General features: G+C 70.1%; 18 protein-coding genes. 15 read left to right on the top strand and 3 right to left on the bottom strand.

Annotated features, from left to right (window positions below; genetic code table 11):
• Positions 1-53 precede the first annotated feature (53 nt).
• The 10 genes from ACIPUB_RS02735 to ACIPUB_RS02690 all read left to right on the top strand — a co-directional run bounded on the left by ACIPUB_RS02735 (position 54) and on the right by ACIPUB_RS02690 (position 11251).
• Positions 54-1778, top strand: a complete 1725-nt coding sequence (locus ACIPUB_RS02735; RefSeq protein ID WP_407605951.1) for a nitrite/sulfite reductase — start codon at positions 54-56, stop codon at positions 1776-1778.
• Positions 1775-2494 carry a phosphoadenylyl-sulfate reductase gene (locus tag ACIPUB_RS02730; protein WP_407605950.1) on the top strand — a complete coding sequence of 240 codons (720 nt, stop codon included), beginning with the start codon at positions 1775-1777 and terminating at the stop codon, positions 2492-2494. Before ACIPUB_RS02735 ends, ACIPUB_RS02730 begins: the two co-directional genes overlap by 4 nt.
• A gap of 82 nt (positions 2495-2576) precedes the next feature.
• Entirely contained in the window at positions 2577-3530 is a 954-nt protein-coding gene (gene cysD, locus ACIPUB_RS02725; protein WP_407605949.1) for a sulfate adenylyltransferase subunit CysD, read from the top strand.
• A gap of 1 nt (position 3531) precedes the next feature.
• Complete coding sequence (locus ACIPUB_RS02720) at positions 3532-4929, top strand: sulfate adenylyltransferase subunit 1 (RefSeq protein ID WP_407605948.1); 1398 nt, start codon at positions 3532-3534, stop codon at positions 4927-4929.
• Positions 4930-4981: 52 nt separating this feature from the next.
• Positions 4982-6109, top strand: coding sequence for an ABC transporter substrate-binding protein (locus ACIPUB_RS02715; protein WP_407605947.1), 1128 nt, complete (start codon positions 4982-4984; stop codon positions 6107-6109).
• Positions 6106-6828: an ABC transporter ATP-binding protein gene (locus ACIPUB_RS02710; protein ID WP_407605946.1), complete on the top strand. Its 723-nt coding sequence runs from the start codon at positions 6106-6108 to the stop codon at positions 6826-6828. Before ACIPUB_RS02715 ends, ACIPUB_RS02710 begins: the two co-directional genes overlap by 4 nt.
• On the top strand, positions 6818-7780 hold the full coding sequence (locus ACIPUB_RS02705) for an ABC transporter permease (protein ID WP_407605945.1): 963 nt from the start codon (positions 6818-6820) through the stop codon (positions 7778-7780). Before ACIPUB_RS02710 ends, ACIPUB_RS02705 begins: the two co-directional genes overlap by 11 nt.
• A gap of 95 nt (positions 7781-7875) precedes the next feature.
• The gene (gene cobA / locus ACIPUB_RS02700; RefSeq protein ID WP_407605958.1) at positions 7876-9144 is read left to right on the top strand and encodes a uroporphyrinogen-III C-methyltransferase; all 1269 of its coding nucleotides are present in this window, start codon (positions 7876-7878) and stop codon (positions 9142-9144) included.
• Positions 9145-9210: 66 nt separating this feature from the next.
• The gene (locus ACIPUB_RS02695) at positions 9211-10695 is read left to right on the top strand and encodes an FAD-dependent oxidoreductase (protein ID WP_407605944.1); all 1485 of its coding nucleotides are present in this window, start codon (positions 9211-9213) and stop codon (positions 10693-10695) included.
• Between the two features lie 181 nt (positions 10696-10876).
• The gene (locus tag ACIPUB_RS02690; RefSeq protein WP_407605943.1) at positions 10877-11251 is read left to right on the top strand and encodes a DUF898 family protein; all 375 of its coding nucleotides are present in this window, start codon (positions 10877-10879) and stop codon (positions 11249-11251) included.
• A 64-nt stretch (positions 11252-11315) separates the two neighbouring features.
• Here ACIPUB_RS02690 and ACIPUB_RS02685 read toward each other — a convergent pair whose 3' ends face one another.
• A complete protein-coding gene (locus ACIPUB_RS02685; protein WP_407605942.1) occupies positions 11316-13037 on the bottom strand; it encodes a DUF222 domain-containing protein in 1722 nt (573 codons plus the stop codon).
• Between the two features lie 401 nt (positions 13038-13438).
• On the opposite strand from ACIPUB_RS02685, the gene ileS reads away from it, so the two are divergent.
• The 4 genes from ileS to ndk are packed head-to-tail and all read left to right on the top strand — an operon-like array spanning position 13439 to position 19038.
• Positions 13439-16744: an isoleucine--tRNA ligase gene (gene ileS / locus ACIPUB_RS02680; protein WP_407605941.1), complete on the top strand. Its 3306-nt coding sequence runs from the start codon at positions 13439-13441 to the stop codon at positions 16742-16744.
• Positions 16741-18105, top strand: coding sequence for a bifunctional folylpolyglutamate synthase/dihydrofolate synthase (locus ACIPUB_RS02675; protein WP_407605940.1), 1365 nt, complete (start codon positions 16741-16743; stop codon positions 18103-18105). Before ileS ends, ACIPUB_RS02675 begins: the two co-directional genes overlap by 4 nt.
• Positions 18106-18109: 4 nt before the next feature.
• Positions 18110-18571 (top strand): DUF4233 domain-containing protein, encoded by a 462-nt coding sequence (locus tag ACIPUB_RS02670; protein ID WP_407605939.1) that lies wholly within the window; start codon positions 18110-18112, stop codon positions 18569-18571.
• A 50-nt stretch (positions 18572-18621) separates the two neighbouring features.
• Positions 18622-19038: a nucleoside-diphosphate kinase gene (gene ndk / locus ACIPUB_RS02665; RefSeq protein ID WP_407605938.1), complete on the top strand. Its 417-nt coding sequence runs from the start codon at positions 18622-18624 to the stop codon at positions 19036-19038.
• Positions 19039-19140: 102 nt separating this feature from the next.
• Here the strand turns inward: ndk and ACIPUB_RS02660 are convergent, their stop codons facing one another.
• The gene (locus tag ACIPUB_RS02660; protein WP_407605937.1) at positions 19141-19566 is read right to left on the bottom strand and encodes a DUF2809 domain-containing protein; all 426 of its coding nucleotides are present in this window, start codon (positions 19564-19566) and stop codon (positions 19141-19143) included.
• Positions 19553-20182 carry a vitamin K epoxide reductase family protein gene (locus ACIPUB_RS02655; RefSeq protein ID WP_407605936.1) on the bottom strand — a complete coding sequence of 210 codons (630 nt, stop codon included), beginning with the start codon at positions 20180-20182 and terminating at the stop codon, positions 19553-19555. Before ACIPUB_RS02655 ends, ACIPUB_RS02660 begins: the two co-directional genes overlap by 14 nt.
• Positions 20183-20751: 569 nt before the next feature.
• Here ACIPUB_RS02655 and ACIPUB_RS02650 point away from each other — a divergent pair.
• Positions 20752-24144, top strand: a complete 3393-nt coding sequence (locus ACIPUB_RS02650) for an Rne/Rng family ribonuclease (protein WP_407605935.1) — start codon at positions 20752-20754, stop codon at positions 24142-24144.
• Positions 24145-24310: the final 166 nt, after the last annotated feature.

The following is a 24310-nucleotide window of genomic DNA, read 5'->3' as shown; positions in this document are numbered from 1 at the left end:
GCGGGTAGGAGGGCGTTGGCGGGCCCCCGCCGGCCAGCCCTAGTGTCGAAGCCATGACACAGGCAACCGACACCCAGGCAAGCACCCGGCCCGCCCGGCCGTCCCGCCCGCCGGCCAAGCCGCACGGACAGTGGAAGATCGACGGCACCACGCCGCTGAACGCCAACGAGGCGTTCAAGGCGGACGACAGCGGGCTGAACGTGCGCGAGCGCATCGAAACCGTGTATGCCCGGGGCGGGTTTGATTCCATCGACCCCACCGACCTGCACGGCCGCTTCCGCTGGTGGGGCCTCTACACCCAGCGCAAGCCCGGCATCGACGGCGGGCGGACCGCCACCCTGGAGCCGCACGAGCTCGAGGACCGCTACTTCATGCTCCGCGTGCGCATCGACGGCGGCACGCTTACCACGCCGCAGCTGCGCACCATCGGGGAGATCTCCCGCGACTTCGCCCGGGACACCGCGGACGTGACCGACCGGCAGAACATCCAGCTGCACTGGATCGACGTCGTGGACGTCCCGGAGATCTGGCGGCGGCTGGAGGCCGTGGGCCTGGACACCACCGAGGCCTGCGGGGACGTGCCCCGCGTCATCCTGGGTTCCCCGGTGGCGGGGATCGCGAAGGACGAGATCCTGGACCCGACCCCGGTGATCCGCGAGATCCGCGAACGCTTCATCGGCGACCCCGAACTGGCCAACCTGCCGCGCAAGTTCAAGACCGCCATCTCCGGGCACCCGTCCCAGGACGTGGTGCACGAGATCAACGACATCTCCCTCATCGCGGTCAACCACCCCGAGCACGGGCCGGGATATGACCTGTGGGTCGGCGGAGGCCTGTCCACCAACGCCCGGCTGGCCGAGCGGCTCGGCGCGTTTGTGCGCCCCGAAATCGCGGCCGAGGTGTGGCTGGGCGTGGTCTCGATCTTCCGCGACTACGGCTACCGGCGGCTGCGCAACAAGGCGCGGCTGAAGTTCCTGATGGCCGACTGGGGACCGGAAAAGTTCCGCAAGGTGCTCGAGGAGGAATACCTCGGCTACGCGCTGCCCGACGGGCAGGCACCGGACAAGCCGACCACCCCGGGGGACCACGTGGGCATCCACGAGCAGAAGGACGGGCGCTTCTTCATCGGCGCCAGCCCCAAGGCCGGCCGGCTCTCCGGGACGCTGCTGCTGGAGTTGGCGGACCTGCTGGAGCGCCACGGTTCGGCGCGGTTGCGCACCACCCCGCACCAGAAACTGCTCGCGCTGGACATCCCCGCCGAGTCGGTGAGGGCCGCAGCCGCTGAACTCGATGCGCTGGGCCTGGCCACGGCGCCGAGCATCTTCCGCCGCTCCGCGATCGCCTGCACCGGCATCGAATTCTGCAAGCTGGCGATCGTTGACACCAAGGACACCACCATCGCCGCGGTCGCCGAACTCGAGGAGCGTTTCGCCGAGAAGTCGGCCGTGCGGCTGCCGCCTTCGCTGAGCCTGCACGTGAACGGCTGCCCCAACTCCTGCGCCCGCATCCAGACCGCCGACATCGGCCTGAAGGGCCAGCTGCTTCCCGACGGCAACGGCGGGCAGACCCCGGGCTTCCAGGTCCACCTGGGCGGGGGACTGGCCTCCACCGAACGCGGAGAGGCCGGGTTGGGACGCACCGTGCGCGGGCTCAAGGTCACCGCCGAACAGCTGCCCGACTACATCGAGCGGGTGCTGGAAAACTATTCCGCCGGTTCCGAGACGGGCGAATCCTTCGCCGCGTGGTCGCACCGTGCCTCGGACGAGGACGTCGTATGAGCACCGAGACCCACACCGTGGACCCACTCGCCGCCGACCGCGCGCTTGCCGAGTCAGGCGCCGCCGAACTGGGCTTCGACGCCTCGGCCACCGACGTCATCGCCTGGGTCAAGCGGAACTTCGACACCGCAGAGGTAGCCGTCGCCTGCTCCATGGCCGACGCCGTGCTGCCGGCGGTCGTCGCCGAGGCACTGCCAGGGGTCGACGTGCTCTTCCTGGAGACCGGCTACCACTTCGCCGAAACCCACGCGACGCGCAACGAGGTTGCAGCTTCGCTGGACGTGCGGATCATCGACGTGCTCCCGGTGCGCACAGTAGAAGAGCAGGACGCCGAGCACGGGCCCCGGCTGCACGAGCGCGACCCCGCCGCCTGCTGCCGGATGCGCAAGATGGAGCCGCTGGCCAGGACCCTGGCCGGCTACCGGCTCTGGTTCACCGGGGTCCGCCGCGACGAGGCACCCACCCGCACCAACACCCCGCTCATCACGTGGGATGCGGCGCACGGGCTGATCAAGGTCAACCCGCTGGCCGGATGGAGCTTCGACGAGCTGATTTCCCACGCCACGGCCAACAGCGTCCCGGTGAACCTGCTGCTGTCCAACGGCTACCCGTCGATCGGATGCGCCCCCTGCACCCAGCCGGTGGCCGAGGGCGAAGACCCGCGCGCCGGCCGGTGGGCAGGGGTCGCCAAGACCGAATGCGGCATCCACCGGTGAGCCCGGCACCGCCTGCGGGCCTGCACCGCAGGCCCGCCCCGAACGCACCACCACACCCCTCCCACCGACGAAGGAGCAAGAGATGAGCACCACCGCGCCCGCCGCAGCCCCCGAGCGACCACGCCCCGCCACCGCCACCGCGCCCGAGATCGACGTGCTCGACGCCCTTGAGGCCGAATCCATCCACATCCTGCGCGAGGTCGCCGCCGAGTTCGAGCGTCCCGCGATGCTCTTTTCCGGGGGCAAGGACTCCGTGGTGATGCTGCACCTGGCCACCAAGGCGTTCTGGCCAGGGGCCGTCCCGTTCCCGGTGCTGCACGTGGACACCGGACACAACTTCGAGGAGGTCATCGCGTTCCGCGACAGCACCGTGGAGCAGCTGGGCCTGCGCCTGGTGGTCGCCAGCGTGCAGGACTACATCGACGACGGGCGGCTCACCGAACGTGCCGACGGAACCCGCAACCCGCTGCAAACCACGCCGCTGCTGGACGCGATAGCCGCCAACCGCTTCGACGTGCTCTTCGGCGGCGGGCGCCGCGACGAGGACAAGGCCCGGGCCAAGGAACGCATCCTGTCGCTGCGCGACGAGTTCGGGCAGTGGGACCCGCGCAACCAGCGCCCCGAGCTGTGGAACCTGTACAACGGGCGCCACACCCCGGGTGCGCACGTGCGCGCCTTCCCGATCAGCAACTGGACCGAACTGGACATCTGGCGCTACATCGAACGCGAGAACATCGCGTTGCCGCCGCTCTACTACGCCCACGAGCGCGAGGTCTTCGAGCACTCGGGCATGTGGCGGGCCGTCGGGGAATTCAGCCGGCCGGGCGAGGACGTGGCCGTGACGCGGCGCACCGTGCGCTACCGCACCGTGGGGGACATGTCCTGCACCGGGGCGGTGCTCTCCGAGGCGTTCACCACCGCGGAGGTCATCGCCGAAGTGGCCACCACCACCATCACCGAACGCGGGGCCACCCGCGCCGACGACCGCATCTCCGAGGCGGCCATGGAAGACCGCAAGAAGGACGGGTATTTCTAAGATGAGCACCACCAACCTGGACACCAGCACCCTGGACACCGCTGCATTGGACACCGCCGCATGGGGCGCCCCCGCACCGGCACTTGGACGGCGTGGGCTCTTCCGCTTCGCCACGGCAGGCTCCGTCGACGACGGCAAGTCGACGCTCGTTGGCCGGCTGCTGCACGACGCCAAGGCGGTGCTCGCCGACACCCTCGAGGCACTGGCCCGCACCTCCGCGGAGACCGGCTTCGGCGGCGGGGACGGCACCCTGGACCTGGCCCTGCTCACCGACGGGCTGCGCGCCGAACGCGAACAGGGCATCACCATCGACGTGGCCTACCGCTACTTCAGCACCGGGGAACGCTCCTTCGTGCTGGCCGACTGCCCCGGACACGTGCAGTACACACGCAACACCGTCACCGGTGCCTCCACCGCCGACGCCGCGATCGTGCTCATCGACGCCCGCAAGGGAGTGCTCGAACAGACCCGCAGGCACCTGGGCGTCATCGGCCTGCTGCGCGTGCCCAACGTGGTCGTCGCGGTGAACAAGATCGACTTGATCGGGTACGACGGGCAGCGCTTCGCCGACATCGCCGCCGACGTGGCGCGGGTCGCCGCCGGGCTCGGCCTGCGCCCCCCGCACACCCTGCCGGTCTCCGCGCTGGTCGGGGACAACGTGGTGGAACGCTCGGCGCACACCGGCTGGTACACCGGGCCCACGCTGCTGGGGCTGCTTGAAACCCTGCCCACGCGCGACGAGGCGGACACCGCTGCCGAGGCCTTCCGCTTCCCGGTCCAGCTGGTGCTCCGCCCGCAGGGCGCGCTGGCCCCGGGGCTGGATGCCGCCGCCTTCCGCGACTACCGCGCCTACGCCGGGGCGATCGCAGCCGGCTCCATCGCCGTGGGGGACCGGGTCACCATTGCCACCCCGGGGCAGCCACGCCGGGAAACGACCGTCATCGGAATCGACGCCGCCGGACGGGACTTGGCCTCCGCCACTGCACCGGCCTCGGTGGCGCTGCGGCTGAAAGATGAGCTGGACATCGCCCGCGGAGACACCATCGCCGCTGCCGGGACCCTGCCGGAATCCTCGGCGGACCTGTTCGCCGAGCTGTGCTGGCTCGCGCCCGCACCGCTGCGCCCCGGCGCCACGGTGCTCATCAAGCACGGGACCGCGACGGTCCGCGCGAAGGTCACCGCCATCGAGGGACGGCTTGACCTGGAGGACTTCGGGCTCCTTCCCGCCGACGGGCTGGAACTGAACGACATCGGCTCCGTCGCGTTGCGGCTGGCTGCCGAACTGCCCACTGAGCCCTACGTGCGACACCACCGCACCGGCGCGTTCCTGGTCATCGACCCGCAAGACGGCAACACGCTCGCCGCCGGGCTCGTCGGCGAACGCCCCGCTGCCGGCTAACCCCGCCGCCGGCCACCCGCCACCCACACCCACAGAGAAGGACACCTCAGCCATGGACAACATCCGGTACACCGCCGCCGGTCCGCACCGCGGGCCAGGACGGCGGGCGCTGCTCGCCGGCGGCACCGGGCTGCTGGGCCTGCTGGTGCTCGGGGCAGCGGCCACCACCACGGTGCCGCGGCCCGGGGCGGCTGGCAGCGTTCCCACGGGGCCGGCCGGCGCCCTGAGGCTGGGGTTCTTCGCCAACCTGACGCACGCGCCGGCGCTGGTCGGCACCGCCAAGGGGTTCTTCGCCGCCGAGCTCGAGGGATCCTGGACGCAGCTGGCCACCAGCGTGTTCGGGGCTGGTCCGGCGGCCGTCGAGGCTCTGAATGCCGGGGCCATCGACGCCGCCTACCTGGGGCCGAACCCCGCCATCGCCGCCTTCGCCGCCAGCGGAGGGCAGGGGGTGCGCGTGCTGGCCGGGGCCGCAGCGGGAGGCGCACAACTGGTGGTCCGCGCATCGCTGGCCAACGCCGCGGCGCTGCGCGGCACGACCCTGGCCACCCCGCAGCTGGGAGGCACCCAGGACGTCGCGCTGCGGACCTGGCTCGCCACCCAGGGACTGGAAACCGACCTGGCCGGCGGGGACGTGGCCATCACGCCGACGGCCAACGCCCAGACCCTCGAACTGTTCCGCGCCGGAAGGATCGACGGGGCGTGGCTGCCCGAACCCTGGGCCTCCCGGCTGGTGCTGGAGGCCGGGGCAAAGGTGCTCATCGACGAGGCCGAACTGTGGGACGGCGCCGACACCGGTGCTCCCGGGCTGTTCCCGACCACGGTGCTCGCGGTGTCCCCGGAATTCGCAACCCGCCACCCGGGCACCGTCGACGCGTTGCTGCGCGGCCACCTGGCCGCCCTTGACTGGATCAACACCACCAGGGAAACCGACGTGCTGGCCACCTTGAACGCCCGGATCGCCGAGACCGCCGGCGCCGCGCTGGCCCCCGCCGTGATCAAGCGCGCGCTGGGAAACCTCAGCTTCACTGCCGACCCGCTGGAAGGGGCCTACCCGCGCCTGCTGGGCAACGCGGTCGCAGCGGGCCTCGCCGAACCGGCGTCCCTGGACGGGCTCATCGACACCACCCACCTGGCGCGGGCACGTGCCGCAACATCGACCGGGACGGAGGCGGGTGCATGAGCATCGTCATCGAGAACCTGTCCAAGGACTACGGGGCTGCCCCCGTGCTCTCCTCGATCACCACCACGATCGCCGACGGAGAGTTCGTGGCGATCCTCGGTGCCTCGGGGTGCGGGAAGTCCACGCTGCTGAACGTCATCGCCGGGCTTGAACCCCCCTCCGCCGGCTCCGTGAGCGTCCCGGCGGGAGGCGCGGCGTTCATGTTCCAGGACGCTGCCCTGCTGCCCTGGCTCACCGCCCGGGCCAACATCGAACTCGCCCTGGAGCTGCGCGGGGTGCCGCGCGTCGAGCGCCGGGAACGCGCGGGGGAGCTGCTGAGGCTGGTCCACCTGGGCGATGCCGGGGCCAAGCGCCCGCACGAACTCTCCGGGGGCATGCGCCAGCGCGCCTCGCTGGCCCGCGCGCTGGGGCAGGACCGCCCGGTGCTGCTGATGGACGAACCGTTCGCCGCGCTCGATGCAATCACCCGGGACCTTTTGCACGAGGAACTCGAGCGGATCTGGCGCGCCCACCGGCGCACCGTGGTGTTCGTGACCCACAACGTCCGCGAGGCGGTGCGGCTCGGCCAGCGGGTCCTGCTGCTCTCCTCCCGGCCCGGACGGGTCGCCGCGCAATGGGAGATCCCCGAGCACGTCCGCACCGATCCGGCCGAGCAGGCCGCCCTGACCCGCGACATCACGCAGAGGCTACGCGAGGAGATCCGCCACCATGCCCACTAGCATCACTTCCGCCACTGCCATCGCCCGCGAACGCGCCGCGGCGCGCGCCGCGGAACCGGCACCGCCCGAGGACACCGACGGTACCGACGGCCCTGGCGGTCCCGACAGCCTCGGCGAAATCGAGGCCGGCTTGGACAGGTTGCAGGACTCCGCCGCCATCTCGCGGCCTACCGTCGGCCGGATCCTGTTGCCGCTGGGCACCCTCGCTGGCCTGCTGAGCCTGTGGCAGCTGGCCGCTTGGTTCGGCTCCCCGCGCGCCGACCTCTTCCCCGGCCCGTTCGATGTGCTGGGCACCGCCGGGCAGCTGGCCGTCGACGGACGGCTGGTCGAGGCGGTGTTCACCTCGCTGCAGCGCGGGGTGCTCGGCTTCCTGCTGGCCCTGGCCATCGGGACGCCGCTGGGGTTGCTGCTCTCGGCCTCCTCGACCCTGCGCCGCGGCCTGGGCCCGCTGGTCTCCGGCCTGCAGGTGCTGCCCAGTGTGGCCTGGGTGCCCGCCGCCATCATCTGGTTCGGGCTCACCGACGCCACTGTCTTCTTCGTGGTGCTGATGGGCGCCACGCCCTCGATCGTCAACGGGTTCCTCTCGGGCGTCGATACGGTCCCGCCGCAATACCGCCGGCTGGGCACCGTGCTGGGGGCCAGCCGCACCCAACAGCTGCTGCGGATCGTGCTGCCGGCTGCCCTGCCCGGCTACGTGGCGGGACTCAAGCAGGGCTGGGCGTTTTCCTGGCGTTCGCTGATGGCCGCCGAGATCATCGCCGTCGGCGGGTCCATCGGCTTCGGCCTGGGCTCGCTGCTGCAACAGGGTCGCGACCTGTCGCAGATGGCCGTGGTCGTCGCCGCGATCCTGGCGATCCTGGCCGTCGGCATCGCCGTCGAGCTGCTGGTCTTCGCCCCGCTGGAGCGCAGCCTGCTGCGCCGCCGGGGACTGGCCCCCGGAGCCGGGCGATGAGCCACCCGATGAACCCGGTGAACCAGCCGAATCCGCGGCACCCGCGGCACCCGCGCCACCAGCCCACGACCTTCAACCACCTTCAGGAGCCGAGCATGTTCGAGCCAACCGCGCCCCGCGAGGCGCCCATCCATCCGCTGGCCCTGCGCCTTTCCGGCAAGGCAGTGCTCTGCGTCGGGGCCGGGGCGGTGTCCGAACGCCGGGTCAACCAGCTGCTCGAGGCCGGGGCACAGATCACCGTCATCGCCCCGGCGGCGGTTCCGGGGATCGAGGAGCTGGCCGACGCCGGGGGCCTCACCTGGCTGCGGCGCGGCTACGTGCCCGGGGACCTGGAGGGCATGTGGCTGGCCCACACTGCCACCGGGGACCGGGAGCTCGACGCGCGGGTTTCCGCCGACGCGGAAGGTCTGCGGATCTGGTGCGTCAACGCCTCGGACCACGCCGCCTCGAGCGCCTGGACCCCCGCCGTCGCACGGACCGAAGAGGGGATCACCGTCGCGGTCACCGCCGGCGGAGACCCGCGCCGCGCCGCCGGGCTGCGCAACGCCATCGCGCTGGCGGCCGACACCGGGCTGCTGCCGCTGCGCCGGCGCCGCGCCGGCTCCGGCTCCGTCGCCCTGGTCGGGGGAGGCCCCGGTGACCCGGGGCTGATCACCGTCACCGGACGCCGGCTGCTGGCCGCCGCGGACGTGGTGGTCGCCGACCGGCTCGGCCCGCGTGACCTGCTGAAAGAGCTCGACCCTTCGGTGCGCATCATCGAGGTGGGCAAGGCCCCCGGGGACCACCTGGCCTCCCAGGACGAGATCAACGCGGTGCTGGTGCGCGAGGCGCGTACCGGGAACCGGGTGGTCCGGCTCAAGGGAGGGGACCCGTTCGTGCTGGGCCGCGGCGGCGAGGAAGCGGCCCACTGCCGCGAAAACGGCGTCGCCGTCGAGGTCGTGCCGGGGGTGACCAGTGCGGTTTCCGTCCCGGCCGCCGCCGGCATCCCCGTCACCCACCGCGGGGTGGCCGCCGGATTCTCGATGGCCACCGGGCACGATGAACTCACCGAGCTGCCGGCCCGGCCCGACCACACCCTGGTCCTGCTGATGGGCGTGGCCCGGCTGGGGCGCAACACCGCCACCCTGCTGGGCCGCGGGCTGCCCGCAGACACCCCCGTCGCGGTCATCGAGCGTGGCTGGACCCCGGACCAGCGGGTCACCATCGACCGGCTCGACTCGATCGCCGCCGCCGCCGAAGCCATCGGCGTGGCAAACCCCGCCGTGGTCGTCATCGGCGACGTGGTCAGGCTCAGCCCGCACGCCGCCGGCAGGCTGGCGCCGGCGGTTCCCGCACCCGGGCGGCAGCCGCTGCCCGTCGCCTGACCAGCCACCGGCACCAACACCCTTCCCCCCCGCACTTCAACCCCTTTCGCAACCCCAGGAGAACCCATGACAGAGAAGACCACGCCGGCCGCCGCCGCGACACCGGCCGCCTTCAGCTCACGCCCGCTGCGCGTCGCCATCGTCGGGGCCGGCCCGGCAGGCGTCTATGCCGCCGACATCCTCACCAAGGCGGAGCGCGACTTCGAGGTCGCCATCGACCTCTTTGACCGCTACCCGGCGCCGTACGGGCTGATCCGCTACGGGGTCGCCCCGGACCACCCGCGCATCAAGGGCATCGTCAAGGCCCTGCACAAGGTGCTGGACCGCGGGGACATCCGCTTCTTCGGCAACGTCGACTACGGCACGGACCTGGACCTGGAGGAGCTGCGGGTGCATTACGACGCGGTCATCTTCGCCACCGGCGCCATCAACGACGCCGACCTGAACATCCCGGGGATCGAGCTTCAGGGTTCGCACGGGGCCGCGGACTTCGTCTCCTGGTTCGACGGGCACCCCGACGTGCCGCGCACCTGGCCGCTTGAGGCCACGCAGGTCGCCGTCATCGGCAACGGCAACGTGGCACTGGACGTCGCCCGGATGCTCTCCAAGCACGCGGAGGACCTTTTGGTCACAGAGATCCCGGAGAACGTGTACCGCGGCCTGGCTGAATCCCCGGTCACAGACGTGCACGTCTTCGGCCGCCGCGGGCCCGCCCAGGTCAAGTTCACCCCGCTGGAGCTGCGCGAGCTGAGCCACAGCCGCGACGTGGACATCGTGCTCTACCCCGAGGACTTCGAGTTCGATGCGGCCTCCGACGCACTGATCAAGTCCAACAACCAGGTCAAGACCATGGTCAGCACCCTCACCAACTGGCTCATCGAGCAGGAAGAGCGCGAGGAACGCGGGGAGGCCGGGGGTCGCGCCAGCCGCCGGCTGCACCTGCACTTCCTGCATTCCCCCGTGGAGATCGCCGGGGCGGACGGCAAGGTCGACGGCATCAGGTTCGAGCGCCAGGAGCTCGACGGGACCGGCCAGGCGCGGGGGACCGGCGAGCTCGTCGACTACCCGGTGCAGGCCGTCTACCGGGCCGTCGGCTACTTCGGCTCCGCGCTGCAGGACGTCGAATACGACGGCCGCACCGGCACCATCCCCAACGACGGCGGCAAGGTCCTGGACGGCAGCGGCACCCAGGTGCCCGGGCTCTACGCGACCGGTTGGATCAAGCGCGGCCCGGTCGGGCTCATCGGCCACACCAAGGGCGACGCCGCCGAGACCATCGCGCACCTGCTGGCCGACCTCGCCGGGTTGCCGGTGGCCGCGAACCCCGCCCCGGATGCCGTGACCGGCCTGCTGGATTCCAAGGGCGTCGAGTACACCAGCTGGGAAGGCTGGCTGGCACTGGATGCCCACGAGCAGGCGCTCGGCGCGGCCGCCGCCCCGGCGCCGACCCGCGAGGGGCCGGTGCCGCGCGAACGCGTCAAGGTCGTCGAGCGCGCTCAAATGGTCGCGGTCTCGCGCACGGCGGACGAAGCGGCCCGCTCCCGCGCCTGAGGCGGACGACCCCCCCCGGTCGGCGTGCGTGCGGTACCACACCCACCCAACCCGGCCGGGGTTTTGCGTTCCCAGGGCGGGGCGGCCCCAAAACGTGGTGGCGCCCGGCTAGGCTCCGAGCGACAAGCGCGGCCGGGCGGCGCATTGCCGTCGGCCCGTTCACCATCAGGGGGAAAACATCATGAGCATGCAGGTCAACGGAAACAACGAGCCCGGAACGGGTGTCGCGGCACTGGGGAACTTCCCGCCCGGAACCCAGGTCTTCGTCTTCCGCGGGGGAGCGGCAACGTGGTTCGGCACGCAATTGCTGGGCATGGCCATCACCATCTTCACGTTGGGGATCTGCTACCCGTTTGCGGTGGTGTTGGTGGAGCGCTGGCGGGCCAAGAACACCTTCCTGTTGGGCCGACCGCTGCAGTTCGTTGGCACCGGGTGGGGAATCTTCGGGTTGTGGATCAAGTGGTTCCTGCTGATCCTCATCACCCTGGGCATCTATTCATTCTGGGTGTACCCGCGACTGACCGCGTGGAAGATCGAAAACACCGTCTTGGACTAGCCTCCGGCGCACCTTGCCCGCGGGCAGTCTGCCGCTCCGGAAGGCAGGCGGATCAGGCCGCGGCTCAGGCCGCTCGCTCGGCCTGAGCGGCGGGGTGGAAGATCCAATTGCGCCGCGGCAGCTGCAGCGGGTCCCGGGATTTGGGCAGGATCACGTGCGGGTGCCCGTCGATCATCTCGATCCGGAATTTACCGCTGTGGTACGCCTGGTGGCACATCGGGCAGAGCAAGCAGCCTCGTGAGACATTGGTCAGCCCTCCTTGGTTCCATTCGTCGAGGTGGTGTGCCTCGCATCGGCCGATCCTCATGGTGCACCCTGGGTTGATGCATCCCTTGTCACGCACGGCGATGGCCCGGCGCTGGGCGCGGTTGAAGTATCTTCGGCTGCGGCCGAGTTCCAGCGGAACCCCGTCACCGTCGAGGATGATCGGGGTGATCCCCGCGTTGCAGGCCAGGCGCCGGCAACTGGCCGCCGAAATGTCTTCGCCGCGGTCACTGACCCCCGCCGCCTCGAGCTGGCCCAGGAAGGTCTTCAGGTCGATGGTGACGTTCAGGGTGACGTTCGGTGCCAGCGGCATCTGCCCCTCCCCGCCGCGCCCGTTCTCGGACCCGGGCTCGAGGGGGCTGGTGGCGATGCGCACCGAATCGAGGATGAGCTGGTGCAAGCGGCGGGCCCGCTGCCGGGTGAGCGCCTGTTCGACGGTTTCCCCGGGGCGCAATTCCATCCCCGGGTCCAACTCCGGCGCCACACCGAGGTCGGTGAATCCGGCAGGGGGACGTGCTTCCGGCGGTGTGCAGGGATCCACGGCCCAGTCGGGGATCGGCGGACCCGCCTCCTTCGTCGGCGCGGGAGCGGTTCCGGCCTTGGTCTTGGGGCTGTTGAGGATGTCCGCGGCGGTGGCCAGCAGTTCGTGGCCCTCGGCCGTGGTGATGACCTTGTACTCGTAGCCCTTGCGCGTATGGCCCAGGAAGTGCGCGCCGATGAACAGGTCCTCGATGTCTTCGCGACGGGCCGCGGCATCTGCGTCAAGGCGTTTGGCCTGGTCCTTGAGCAACTTCGCGGTGCCCTGGGCATTGCGGGTGCGGGCCGCTTCGGCCAGTTCCGCTTCCAGCCGCCGGGCGGTGGCCGCCCCGTCGCCGCCGGGTGCCAGGTCCGGGGCCAGGTTCTCGAACTTCTTGGCCAGCGAGGCCACGGCCTTGGGGTCGGCGGCGGCATCGGTGAGCACCCGGCCCAGCAAGGGGAACTTGGCGGGGACTTCCCTGCCGTTGAACCCGGTGTGCGGCAGCAGGTTTTCGGCGCTTTGCACCCGGTGCTGCGCCTGGAAGTGCGTGAGGTTCAGCCGGGCCGCCAGGAAGTCGGCGTCGTCGCGGTACAGCGGCGTGCGCCCGGGCTTGGCGGGAACATCGCCCGGCAGCGCGGGGCCGGCGGCGAAGGCGGCGGGGTCCGCCAGCAATCCGTTGAGCGTTGCCAGCGGCTCCTCGGCGATGGTGTGCACCTGGGCATCCCCGGCGCGGGATGCGGCCAGCAGCTGGCCGTACCCTGCCTGCCGGTAGAGGTCCTCGGCGAGCTTCACGAAGGCAGCGGCCCGGACCGGGGACGCACCGATGCCCGACGCCACCTGGTCCAGGACCAGGCGCAGCACCGGAACCAGCACCGCGAGCACGCGCAACGCCTCGCCCCGGGCACCGGCGGCGGTCGCCGGGCCTTCCAGGGTGTCGGTCCGGCCCGGCAGCGCCGCCTTGACGGCGTCCAGGACCTCCGCAACGAGTGTTGGCGTGTTGGTCATGGTCCAAGGATGGACCCCGCCGGGGCACCGTGGGGCGCAATGCGCGGATCTGTGGATAACGGTGGCCGGCGACCGGAACCGGCGACCGGAACCGGAGGGATTGAGCGCCGGGGGCCCGGGCGCGCTAGACTGGAGGCACTACGACGTCGACCCGGCAATCACCGGCGAGTCCTTGGAAGAACGGTGACCACCCGGCATGCCCGGGAGGCGCCCGGTAGAACCAAGCGGGTAAGCCCGTCACAGCAGTCAACGAGCGGCCAGGGACGGCCCGGGAACACCCCGGGGCGAACCGGGCAAGCGGGGTGGTACCGCGAGGTGGAGTGACCAATTGCTCCGCCATCGTCCCTGTGTTGGAGAACGCCTAAGCGCACACGCGCCTTCGATCACCAGGACTGCCGCAGATGACCAGCTACCCCAAGGCCTCGACCGACCCGCATGGCACAACGCCATCCTCTCCCCGCTTCCCGGAGATCGAGGAGCGGGTCCTTTCCTACTGGAAGAACGATGAGACCTTCCAGGCCTCCATCGACGCCCGCGATGCCGGTGTCGACGGGGCCAACGAGTTCGTCTTCTACGACGGCCCGCCCTTCGCCAACGGCCTGCCGCACTACGGGCACCTGCTCACCGGGTACGTCAAGGACCTGGTCGCCCGCTACCAGACGCAACGCGGCTCGCGCGTGGAGCGCCGCTTCGGCTGGGACACCCACGGGCTGCCGGCCGAGCTCGAGGCCATGAAGCAGCTGGGGATGAGCGACAAGGCGCAGATCGAGGCCATGGGCATCGACAAGTTCAACGACGCCTGCCGCAGCTCGGTGATGAAGTACGCCGGCGAATGGCAGGACTACGTCACCCGCCAGGCACGCTGGGTCGACTTCGAGAACGACTACAAGACGCTGAACGTCGAGTACATGGAATCGGTCATCTGGGCCTTCAAGCAGCTTTCCGAGAAGGGCCTGACCTACAAGGGCTTCCGCGTGCTGCCGTATTGCTGGAAAGACGAGACCCCGCTGTCCAACCACGAGCTGCGCATGGACGACGACGTGTACAAGGACCGCCAGGACCAGACCGTCACCGTCTCCTTCCCGCTGCTGGCCGGCGACACGGAAATCTCCCGGGAGCTCGCCGGAGTGCAGGCCCTGGCCTGGACCACCACCCCCTGGACGCTGCCGACCAACATGGCCCTGGCCGTGGGCCCCGACGTCGTCTACGTCGTGGTGCCCGCCGGCGAGAACGGCGTGAAGGCCTCGGACGCCAGCGGAAGCTTCCTGCTGGCCGAGGACCTGCTCGGCTCCTACGCCAAGGACCTGGGATACGCGGATGCCGCCGCGGCCGCCGCCGCCATCACCTCCCGCCATGCCGGAAAGGACCTGGCCGGGATCAGGTACGCGCCGCTCTGGGACACCTTCACCGACGCGGAGACCTGGGGCACGGCCAACGCCTGGCAGCTCCTGGTCGCCGACTACGTCACCACCACCGACGGCACCGGCATCGTCCACCAGGCCCCCGCCTACGGCGAGGAGGACCAGAAGATCTGCGAGTCCGCCGGCATCCCGGTGATCCTCTCGATCGACGAGGGCGCGAAGTTCCTGCCGGTGTTCAAGTCCGGGCCGCTGGCCGGCATCGTGGGCGTGCAGGTGTTCGAGGCCAACAAGGCCATCACCAACGTGCTCAAGAACGACGCGCGGCTGATCAAGCAGGCCTCCTACGTGCACTCCTATCCGCACTGCTGGCGCTGCCGCACCCCGCTGATCTACCGCGCCATCTCCTCCTGGTACGTCCAGGTCACCAAGGTGAAGGACCGGATGCTGGAGCTGAACCAGCAGATCAACTGGATCCCGGAGAACGTGAAGGACGGCCAGTTCGGCAAGTGGCTGGCCAACGCGCGGGACTGGTCGATCAGCCGCAACCGCTACTGGGGATCCCCGATCCCGGTGTGGGAATGCGACGGCGCCGAATGCACCCACAGCGAGGTCCACGGCTCCCTGGAAGAGATCAAGGCCGCCTTCGGGCGCCTGCCGCTGAACAACGAGGGGCAGCCTGACCTGCACCGCCCGTTCATCGACGACCTTCTCCGCCCGCACGAGGGCTGCGCCGAAAACGGCACGCTGCGCCGCGTGGAGGACGTGTTGGATGTGTGGTTCGACTCCGGGTCGATGCCCTACGCCCAGGCGCACTACCCGTTCGAGAACAAGGACTGGTTCGACACCCACCACCCGGCGGACTTCATCGTCGAGTACATCGGCCAGACCCGCGGCTGGTTCTACACCATGCACGTGCTCTCCACCGCGCTCTTCGACCGCCCCGCGTACAAGAACGTGATCAGCCACGGCATCGTGCTGGGCAGTGACGGGCAGAAGATGTCCAAGTCGCTGAAGAACTACCCGGACGTCAACGAGGTGCTGGACCGCGACGGCTCCGACGCGATGCGCTGGTTCCTGATGGCCTCCCCGATCCTGCGCGGCGGCAACCTGGTCGTCACCGAGCAGGGCATCCGCGAGGGCGTGCGCCAGGTCCTGCTGCCGATGTGGAACGTCTGGCACTTCTTCTCCCTGTACACCAACGCGGCCAACGGGGGAGCGGGCTACGAGGCGAAGATCGCCCACAGCTCCGAGGATCCGCTGGACGCGTACATGCTCGCTGCCACCGGCGACCTGGTCCGCGAGGTCACCGCCTCGCTGGATGGCTACGACATCTCCGAGGCCGCCGAAACGATCCGCCGCTACATGGACACGCTGACCAACTGGTACGTCCGCCGGAGCCGCCAGCGCTTCTTCGACGAGGACACCCGGGCCTTCGACACCCTGTACACCGCACTGGAGACCCTCACCCGCGTCGCGGCCCCGCTGCTGCCGCTGGCGGCCGAGGAAATCTGGCGCGGGCTCACCGGGGGCCGCTCGGTGCACCTGGCGCAATGGCCCGACGCGGAGCTCTTCGTCCGCAACGACGACCTGGTTGCCGCGATGGAGACCACCCGCAAGATCGCCTCGGTCGGCTCCTCGCTGCGCAAGGCCGCGAACCTGCGCGTGCGCCTGCCGCTGGCGGGCATGAGCGTCGCGGTGCCGAACGCCGCTACCCTTGCCGGCACCTTCGCCGGCATCATCAAGGACGAGCTGAACCTGCGCTCGCTCACGCTCATCGACGCCGCCGACGCGAACGCCGCCGAGTACGGCATCAGCCAGCGCCTGGTCGTCAACGCGCGCGCCGCGGGCCCGCGCCTGGGCAAGAACGTGCAGGTGGCCATCAAGGGCGCCAAGTCCGGGGACTGGTCGGTGGACGACGACGGAACCGTCACCGCCGGGGGACTGGGCCTGGAGGAGCACGAGTACACGCTCGAAACCGTCGTGGAGGCCTCCGAAGGCGAAAACTCCATAGCCGCGGCCGTGCTGCCCGGCGGCGGCTTCCTGGTGCTCGACACGCAAGTCACCCCGGAACTCGCGGCGGAGGGAACGGCACGGGACATGATCCGCGCCATCCAGTCCGCCCGCAAGGACGCCGACCTGCTGGTCGGGGACCGCATCCGCACCGAGATCACCGCCGACGCCGCCACCGTGGCGGCGCTGCACGCCAACGCCGAGCTCATCAAGGGCGAAACGCTCAGCCTCGGGCTCGTCCTGCTGACCGCCGCCGACGATTCAGCCCCCGTGGTCAGCGTCGAAACCGTGGCCGCGGCCGAAGCCGCCGAGAACGAAATGGGACCCAACACATGAGCAACACCTTTGACAGGTTCTCCGTGGAGAGCGTGTACGCCGAGCTTTTGGCGCGCGCCCCGGAAAACAAGATCGAGCCGCGCATGGAGCCGATGCGCCGGGCCATGGAGATCCTGGGGGAGCCGAACAAGGCCTTCCCGATCATCCACGTCACCGGCACCAACGGGAAGACCTCCACGGCACGGATGATCGAGTCCCTGCTGCGGGCCCACGACCTGCGCACCGGGCGCTACTCCTCCCCGCACCTGAATTCGGTCACCGAGCGCATCGCGATCGACGGGGAGTCGGTGGACGATGCGACCTTCGTGCGGATCTGGGACGAGATCCGCCCCTACCTGCAGATCGTCGACGACGAGCTCACGGCCAAGGGCGAAAACCGGCTGACGTACTTCGAGGCCGTCACCATCCTGGGCTTCGCGATCTTCGCCGACACCCCGGTGGACGTGGCGATCATCGAGGTGGGCCTGGGCGGGATCACCGACGCCACCAACGTGGGCGACGGGCAGGTCTCCGTGGTGACCCCGATCTCGCTTGACCACACCGACCTGCTGGGCGACACCGTCGAGCTGATCGCGACCGAGAAGGCGGGCATCATCAAGCCCGGCGGCTTCCTGGTCTCCTCCGCGCAACCGGCAGCCGCCGCCCAGGTGCTGCTGGAGAAGGCCCGCGAACTCGAAACGCCCTACCGCTTCGAGGGCGTGGAGTTCGGCGTCGAAAACCGCACCGTCGCCGTCGGCGGGCAGCAGCTGGACATCCAGGGCCTGGCCGGGCGCTACCCCGGCATCCTGCTGCCGCTGCACGGCGAGCACCAGGCGCAGAACGCGGCGGTGGCCCTGGCCGCCGTCGAGGCGTTCATCGGCGGCGGGGAAACCGCGCTGAACCACGACCTGGTCATGGAGGGCTTTGGCGCCGCCACCAGCCCCGGGCGCCTGGAGGTCATCCGCAAGGCCCCGACCGTGCTGCTGGACGCCGGGCACAACCCCGACGGCATCCGCGCCTCGGCGGCCGCGGTGAAGGAATCCTTCGGCTTCACCAAGCTGGTGCTGGTCATCGGGATCCTGGCCGAGAAGGACGCACCGGCCATGCTGGCGCAGCTGCGCGAATCCTACCTGGACCTGACCGAGGACATCTGCATCACCCAGTCCAATTCCCCGCGCGCGATCCCGGCCGGGGAGCTGGCGGGAATGGCGCTGGAGGCCGGGTTCAACGAGGAGGACCTCTTCGTCACCGAGCGCCTGGACGACGCCCTGGAATGGGCGGTGGGACGCTCCGAGGCCGGCGAGGACTTCGGCGGCGGCGTGCTGGTGACCGGGTCCATCACCCTGGTGGGCGAGGCCCGCATGCTGCTGGGAGGGGAGTAGGAACATGGCGAAAATGACCAAGGCGCAACGCGAATGGCGCCCGGGACAGCCCAAGAAGCCCCGCTCGACCCGTGTGATGTTCGCCTCCACCGTGCTCACGCTCGAGGCGTTCCTGGCGATCTTCGTCGCACTCACACTCTTCGGGCTCAAGCGCGCTGAATGGTCACCGGCCCTGGTGCTCGGCGCCGGTGCCGCGGTCGCGCTGGTTTGCCTCCTCACCTGCGCGCTGCTCAAGAAACCGCTGGGATTCGCCATCGGCTGGGCGCTGCAGCTGCTGTTCATCTTCACCGGGTTCCTGCTGACCTCGATGTTCTTCATCGGGGCCGCGTTCGCCGTGACCTGGTGGTACGCGGTCACCAAGGGCAGGGCCATGGATCTGGAGACGGCCCGCCGTGCCCGCGAGCAGGCCGCCTGGGATGCGGCGCACCCGCAGGAGGGTCCCGGCGCGGAGCCGGCCCAACCGTAGAATCAATACCGACGACAACTTGCACCACCACGACAAAAGGAGCCGCACCCATGGCCATTGAACGCACCCTGATCCTCATCAAGCCCGACGGCGTCAAGCGCCAGCTGACCGGACAGATCCTCTCCCGCATCGAGGCCAAGGGCTACGTGATCGCCGAGCTCAAGCAGGTCTCCGCAACCCGCGAACTGCTGGAGGCACACTACGAGGAGCACGTGGGCAAGCCGTTCTACGAGCCGCTGGTCGAATTCATGCTCTCCGGCCCGCTCGTGGCGGTCATCGCCGAGGGCCACAACGTGATCCCCGGCTTCCGCTCGCTGGCCGGCACCACCGACCCGACCACCGCCGCCCCGGGCACCATCCGCGGCGACCTGGGCCGCGACTGGGGCCTGAAGGTCCAGCAGAACCTGGTCCACGGCTCGGACTCGGTGGAATCCGCCACCCGCGAAATCGGCATCTGGTTCTCCTAACCCCCCGGACCACCCCCAGCCGCACGAAGGAGGGCCCGTCGTTTCCACGCGAGTGGAAACGACGGGCCCTCCCGTCTTGTCCGCGGCAGGTCGTGATCGGGTCTAGGCCGCCGGCCTGGCCCGGATCCTGCCCAGCAGCATGTCGATGCCCGGCGCCAGCGCGGCACCGATTGCGTAGGCCACCAGGTCCAGCGGCGCGAAGCCGGTGCCCAGCACCAGCCGGATGGGCCCGAAGACCCGGGCCAGATCCGCCGGAATCGCCGTGAGCTGCAGCAACTCAATGAGTACGCAAAGAACCAGGGCGATGGAGGCGTTGGACCAGCGGGCAGCCTGTGGGCGCAGCACCGTGAGCAGTACGTACACCAGCACCGCGTAGAGCACCCCGCCGGCCAGGTCTGCGGCCAGGCCGGTGCCGCCGAAACGTGAGGCCAGTCCGACGACGATGACCGGGAGCACCCAGGCCGCCGCCGCCAACCGCCGGGCACTGGCCCCTCGGTGTTCGCCGGTGTGCGTCCTAGGCGCCGACAAAGGCACCGGGGAAGCGCAAGACGATGGTGGCAGCGGTGATGAGAAGCAGCACGATGACAGCGACCCAGGTCCATTCGCCCGCCACGCGCCGCAGCGCCGAAGGAGCGGGAATCACGCCGTGGGCGATGTTGCGCGCCGTGGTGTAGAGGAACATCGGGATCATCATCGCCCAGACGACCATGCAGTACGGGCACAGGGCGTTGATCTCGTAGAGTGCCTGGGACCAGAGCCACACGATGAAGACCATTGCCAGGGTGACGCCCACCTGCACGCCGACCCAGTACCAGCGCGCGAAGCGCGCCCCGGCGAGCAATGCCATGCCGATGGTGATCACGATGCCGAAGCCCACGATGCCCAGGAACGGGTTGGGGAAGCCCAGCAGGGCCGCCTGGGTCGACTTCATGACGGTGCCGCAGGAAACCCACGGATTGAAGTCGCAGCTGGTCACGTAGTCGGGGTCCTGGTACAGGGCGATCCGCTCGAGCACCAGGATCCCCGAGGCGATCCAGGCGACCGCGCCGGTGAGCACCAGGAACAGGCCAAAGGGCCGTGCACGGGCCATGCGCGGCACGGCGTCCGGCTCGCGTTGCAGTGCTGCTGCTTCGGACAAACTCATGGGGGTGCTCCCTCGTGGCGGTTCGTGTTTTCCCCGGTTACCGCCACCCGGACAGGTGGCGTGGGCGCCCGGTCGGGCCGGTGGTCGACGGCGGCCCTAGCTGAAGTCTAGTGGCCCCCCGGCGGTGCCGTTCATGCCCCGCGCCGGGGTTGGCACAAGGGGCGGGGCAAAGGACGGCAGCCCTCTTGCCGCGCCGAAACCCCTCGGCGGCGTTCTTCGGCGTGTCGATGTGAGACAATTGCAGTGGTTGTTCGTGGATCCACAGTCTGCTTTCAACCCAACGACAGGCTTTCAAGCCCGATTGCGATGCATCTGCTGCGTAGAGACCGCCTATACGAAGGTCTGAGCGAATACCGCGATATGGTCGCCGCAACGTAAAGCGGCTTGCTTGGAAAAGCGCCGTTGGTCTTGCACGGATGCCGCGCCCCGCAACGGTGGGCGCACCCGGTCAAGGCAAATCCAAGGACTTCCGCTGGGACACGCGGCCACAAGGCCCGGTCCGGCGAACCAACCAGGGGAGACGCGCTATCTGTGGGAGCAGCCGACCCGCCGAGGAGCACTCTTTTAACATGGCATTGAATCGCGACGAATCAAAGGCAGCAATGGGCCAGGGGCCAAAGGGCCGCAGCCGTACCTCCCGCCCCCCGCGCGGCAACTTCAACGAACCGTCACCGCCGCCCCCGCGCCGGGCCATGACCCTGGCCGAGCTCAACGACGCAGCAGCCGCGCCGACGCGCAAGGTGCGCGCCAACGTTTCCCCGCGCGCCGCCACCGCACGCCGCGCCCCTGCCACCCGGAACGCCCCGGCCAAGGCCGCCACCGTTGAGTCGGTCGTTGCCGAGGCAACCGCCAAGGCGCAGATCCCGGAACCCGTGGCCGAGGTGGCGAAGGCTCCGGCCAAGGCTCCTGCACGCCGCGGCCCGCGCCGCGCAACCTCCGGGGTCACCTCCCCGGGAGCAGCCGCAACCGAGGCCCCGGCCGTCATCGAGGCACCTGCCGCGCAGGCCGCAGCCGAGGCCCAGACCGAATCCATTGGCGAGAAGACCGAGGCACCTGCCGCGGAGGAAACCGCACCCAAGGCAGCCGCCAAGCGCCCTGCCCGGGGACGCGGCCGCAAGGCAACCGCCCCGGCCTCGAACACCGAGGCCCCTGCCGCCGACGAAGCCCCCGAGGCCCCTGTCGCCGAGGCCCCGGCCGAAGCATCGGCCGAAGTCACCGCGGAACAGGCCGAAGACGCCGAGCCCGCCAAGGCCACCCGCCGCCGCCCGGCCCGTGGTGGCCGCGGAGCACGCACCACCCAGGAGCCGGAAGCCAAGGATGCCGCCGCGGTCCAGGCCTCGGCCGCCGGCGCCGAAGCCAAGAATGTCGAAGCCGATGAAGCCGAGGCAGCCGCCGCGGAAGCCGAGCCGGCGACCATCTCCGATCCGTTCGCCATCCCCGAATCAGCGCTCTCGCTGATCTTCCAGGCACCGAGCATCCCGGTCGCCGCCAAGGCAACCGACGAGGACGAGCTCGAGGAACCTTCCGGCCGCCGCACCCGCAACGAGGCAGCCCACGCCGATTCCGATGAGGAAAACGCGGACGGCTCAGGCGTGTCCTCCCGCCGTCGCCGTCGCCGTCGCCGCGGCGAGGCCGACCTGGAACTGGCCGGCGGCTCGGAGAGCGACCCGCCCAACACCGTCACCCGGGTCCGTGCCCCGCGCACCACCCTGGAACCGGTGGTCTCCAACAAGGTCACCGCCGTGCGCGGATCCACCCGCCTGGAGGCCAAGCGCCAGCGCCGCCGCGACTCCCGCGAGTCCGGTCGTCGCCGCCAGGTCATCACCGAGGCCGAGTTCCTGGCCCGCCGCGAATCCGTCGACCGCCAGATGGTCGTGCGCCAGCGCGAGGACCGTATCCAGATCGGCGTCCTCGAGGACGGCATCCTGGCCGAGCACTTCGTCTCCAAGACCCAGCAGGACTCCCTGATCGGCAACGTGTATGTCGGCAAGGTGCAGAACGTGCTGCCTTCCATGGAGGCCGCCTTCGTCGATATCGGACGCGGACGCAACGCCGTGCTCTACGCCGGCGAGGTCAACTGGGACGTCGCGGGCCTGGACGGCCAGCCGCGCCGCATCGAACACGCCCTGAAGTCAGGGGACACCGTCCTGGTGCAGGTCACCAAGGACCCCGTCGGCCACAAGGGCGCACGCCTCACCAGCCAGATCTCCCTGCCGGGCCGCTACCTGGTCTACGTTCCGGGCGGCTCGATGACGGGCATCTCGCGCAAGCTTCCCGACGTGGAGCGCAACCGCCTCAAGAAGATCCTCAAGGACCACCTGCCGGAAAACGCGGGCGTCATCGTGCGCACCGCCGCCGAGGGCGCCTCCGAGGAAGAGTTGATGAACGACATCAACCGCCTGCGCGCCCAGTGGGAAGGCATCGAGGCCGCCTCGACATCCACCAAGACGCTGGCACCGGAACTGCTCTACGGGGAACCGGACCTGACCATCAAGGTCGTCCGCGACGTCTTCAACGAGGACTTCACCAAGCTGATCGTCTCCGGCGAGGAAGCCTGGGACACCATCGAGGCCTACGTGACCTACGTGGCCCCGGACCTGGTGTCGCGCCTGGAGAAGTGGGAATCCGACGAGGACATCTTCGGCGCCTTCCGCATGGACGAGCAGATCCACAAGGCCCTGGACCGCAAGGTCTTCCTGCCCTCGGGCGGCTCGCTGGTCATCGACCGCACCGAGGCCATGACGGTTGTCGATGTGAACACCGGAAAGTACACCGGCTCGGGCGGAAACCTCGAGGAAACCGTCACCAAGAACAACCTGGAGGCGGCCGAGGAGGTCGTTCGCCAGCTGCGCCTGCGCGACATCGGCGGCATCATCGTCATCGACTTCATCGACATGGTGCTCGAGTCCAACCGCGACCTGGTGCTCCGCCGCCTGGTCGAGTGCCTGGGCCGCGACCGCACCAAGCACCAGGTTGCCGAGGTCACGTCCCTCGGCCTGGTGCAGATGACGCGCAAGCGCATGGGCACCGGACTGCTGGAGGTCTTCGGGGAGAACTGCGAGGCCTGTGCAGGCCGCGGCGTGATCACCCACGACGAGCCGGTCGAGCACCGCCGCTCCTTCAACTCGGCAGGCGAGCCGCAAAGTGCCGGCAGCCGCGCCGACCAGAAGCCCTCGCGGGCCGAGCGCCGCCGCCGCAACCGCGGCCCGGAATCCGAGGCGCAGGCCGAGGACCAGGTCGCGGCAACCTCACACGCCGAGACCAGGGAGCCTGAGGTCGACGAGGCCAAGGCAACTGCCACGCGCAACGCCTTTGCCACGATCGCCGCGGCCGCACATGCAGCCCACGAACACGACGATGCCGAGGCCGCCGAGAGCGGTGCCACGCTGACCGTGGCGGGGGAGTCGGTCACGGTTCCCGCGGCGCGCCGCAACCGCCGTGCAGCCTCCTCAGAGGCCGCTGCGCCGTCGCTTACGCTGGAGAACCTGGAAGCCGCGCTTCCCGACAACTCCCCGGCCGAGGCGCCCGCCGAGACCGAGGAGGGCGAGTCCGCGCAAACGCGTCCGGCACGCACCCGTAGCCGCCGCAAGGCCCGTGCCAAGGCTCCCGAGTCGAACGCACCAGCCGCCGGTGAGCAGCCGGAGGTTGCTGCCGCGCCGATGATCTCGGGCGTGGCCGGGCAGGCTTCCGACGATGCGCCTTCCGAGGCGCCGTCGGCAACGGCAACCAAAAAGACTTCGGGCATCGAGCCGGTGGCGCGCGTCAAGCGCAGCCGCCGTGCAACGAGCCCGCAGGGTGGATCCGACACCGCAGTTTCTGTGGCATCGGACACGCTGGCGGCATCGGGTACCTCCCATGTCGCTTCGCTCGCTGACCCATCCAAGGCCCCACAGCCGCGAATCGCCGCCAATGCGCCGATTATGCTGGGTGTCGGGGTGCCGGTCAAAGAGTTGAAAGAGTAGGGATCTTGACGACTCGCGGGGCAGGCTGTATTTGCCCCTGCAGCGCTTTTTAGCGTAGTCTAGATCCTCGGTGCGAACGCCAGCTATCGGATTCTTCCGCTCGGCGTGCCAGCACAGCGCAATCCCCGGTTTCTTTTGGGGTAGTGATGCGCAGCAAGACAGATTG

The organism is Paeniglutamicibacter sp. ORCA_105 (assembly GCF_045798545.1).
GTDB classification, from domain to species: Bacteria; Actinomycetota; Actinomycetes; order Actinomycetales; family Micrococcaceae; genus Paeniglutamicibacter; species Paeniglutamicibacter sulfureus.
The sequence above is the reverse complement of the archived record's forward strand: the minus strand, read 5'-3'. Positions and strand labels throughout refer to the sequence as shown.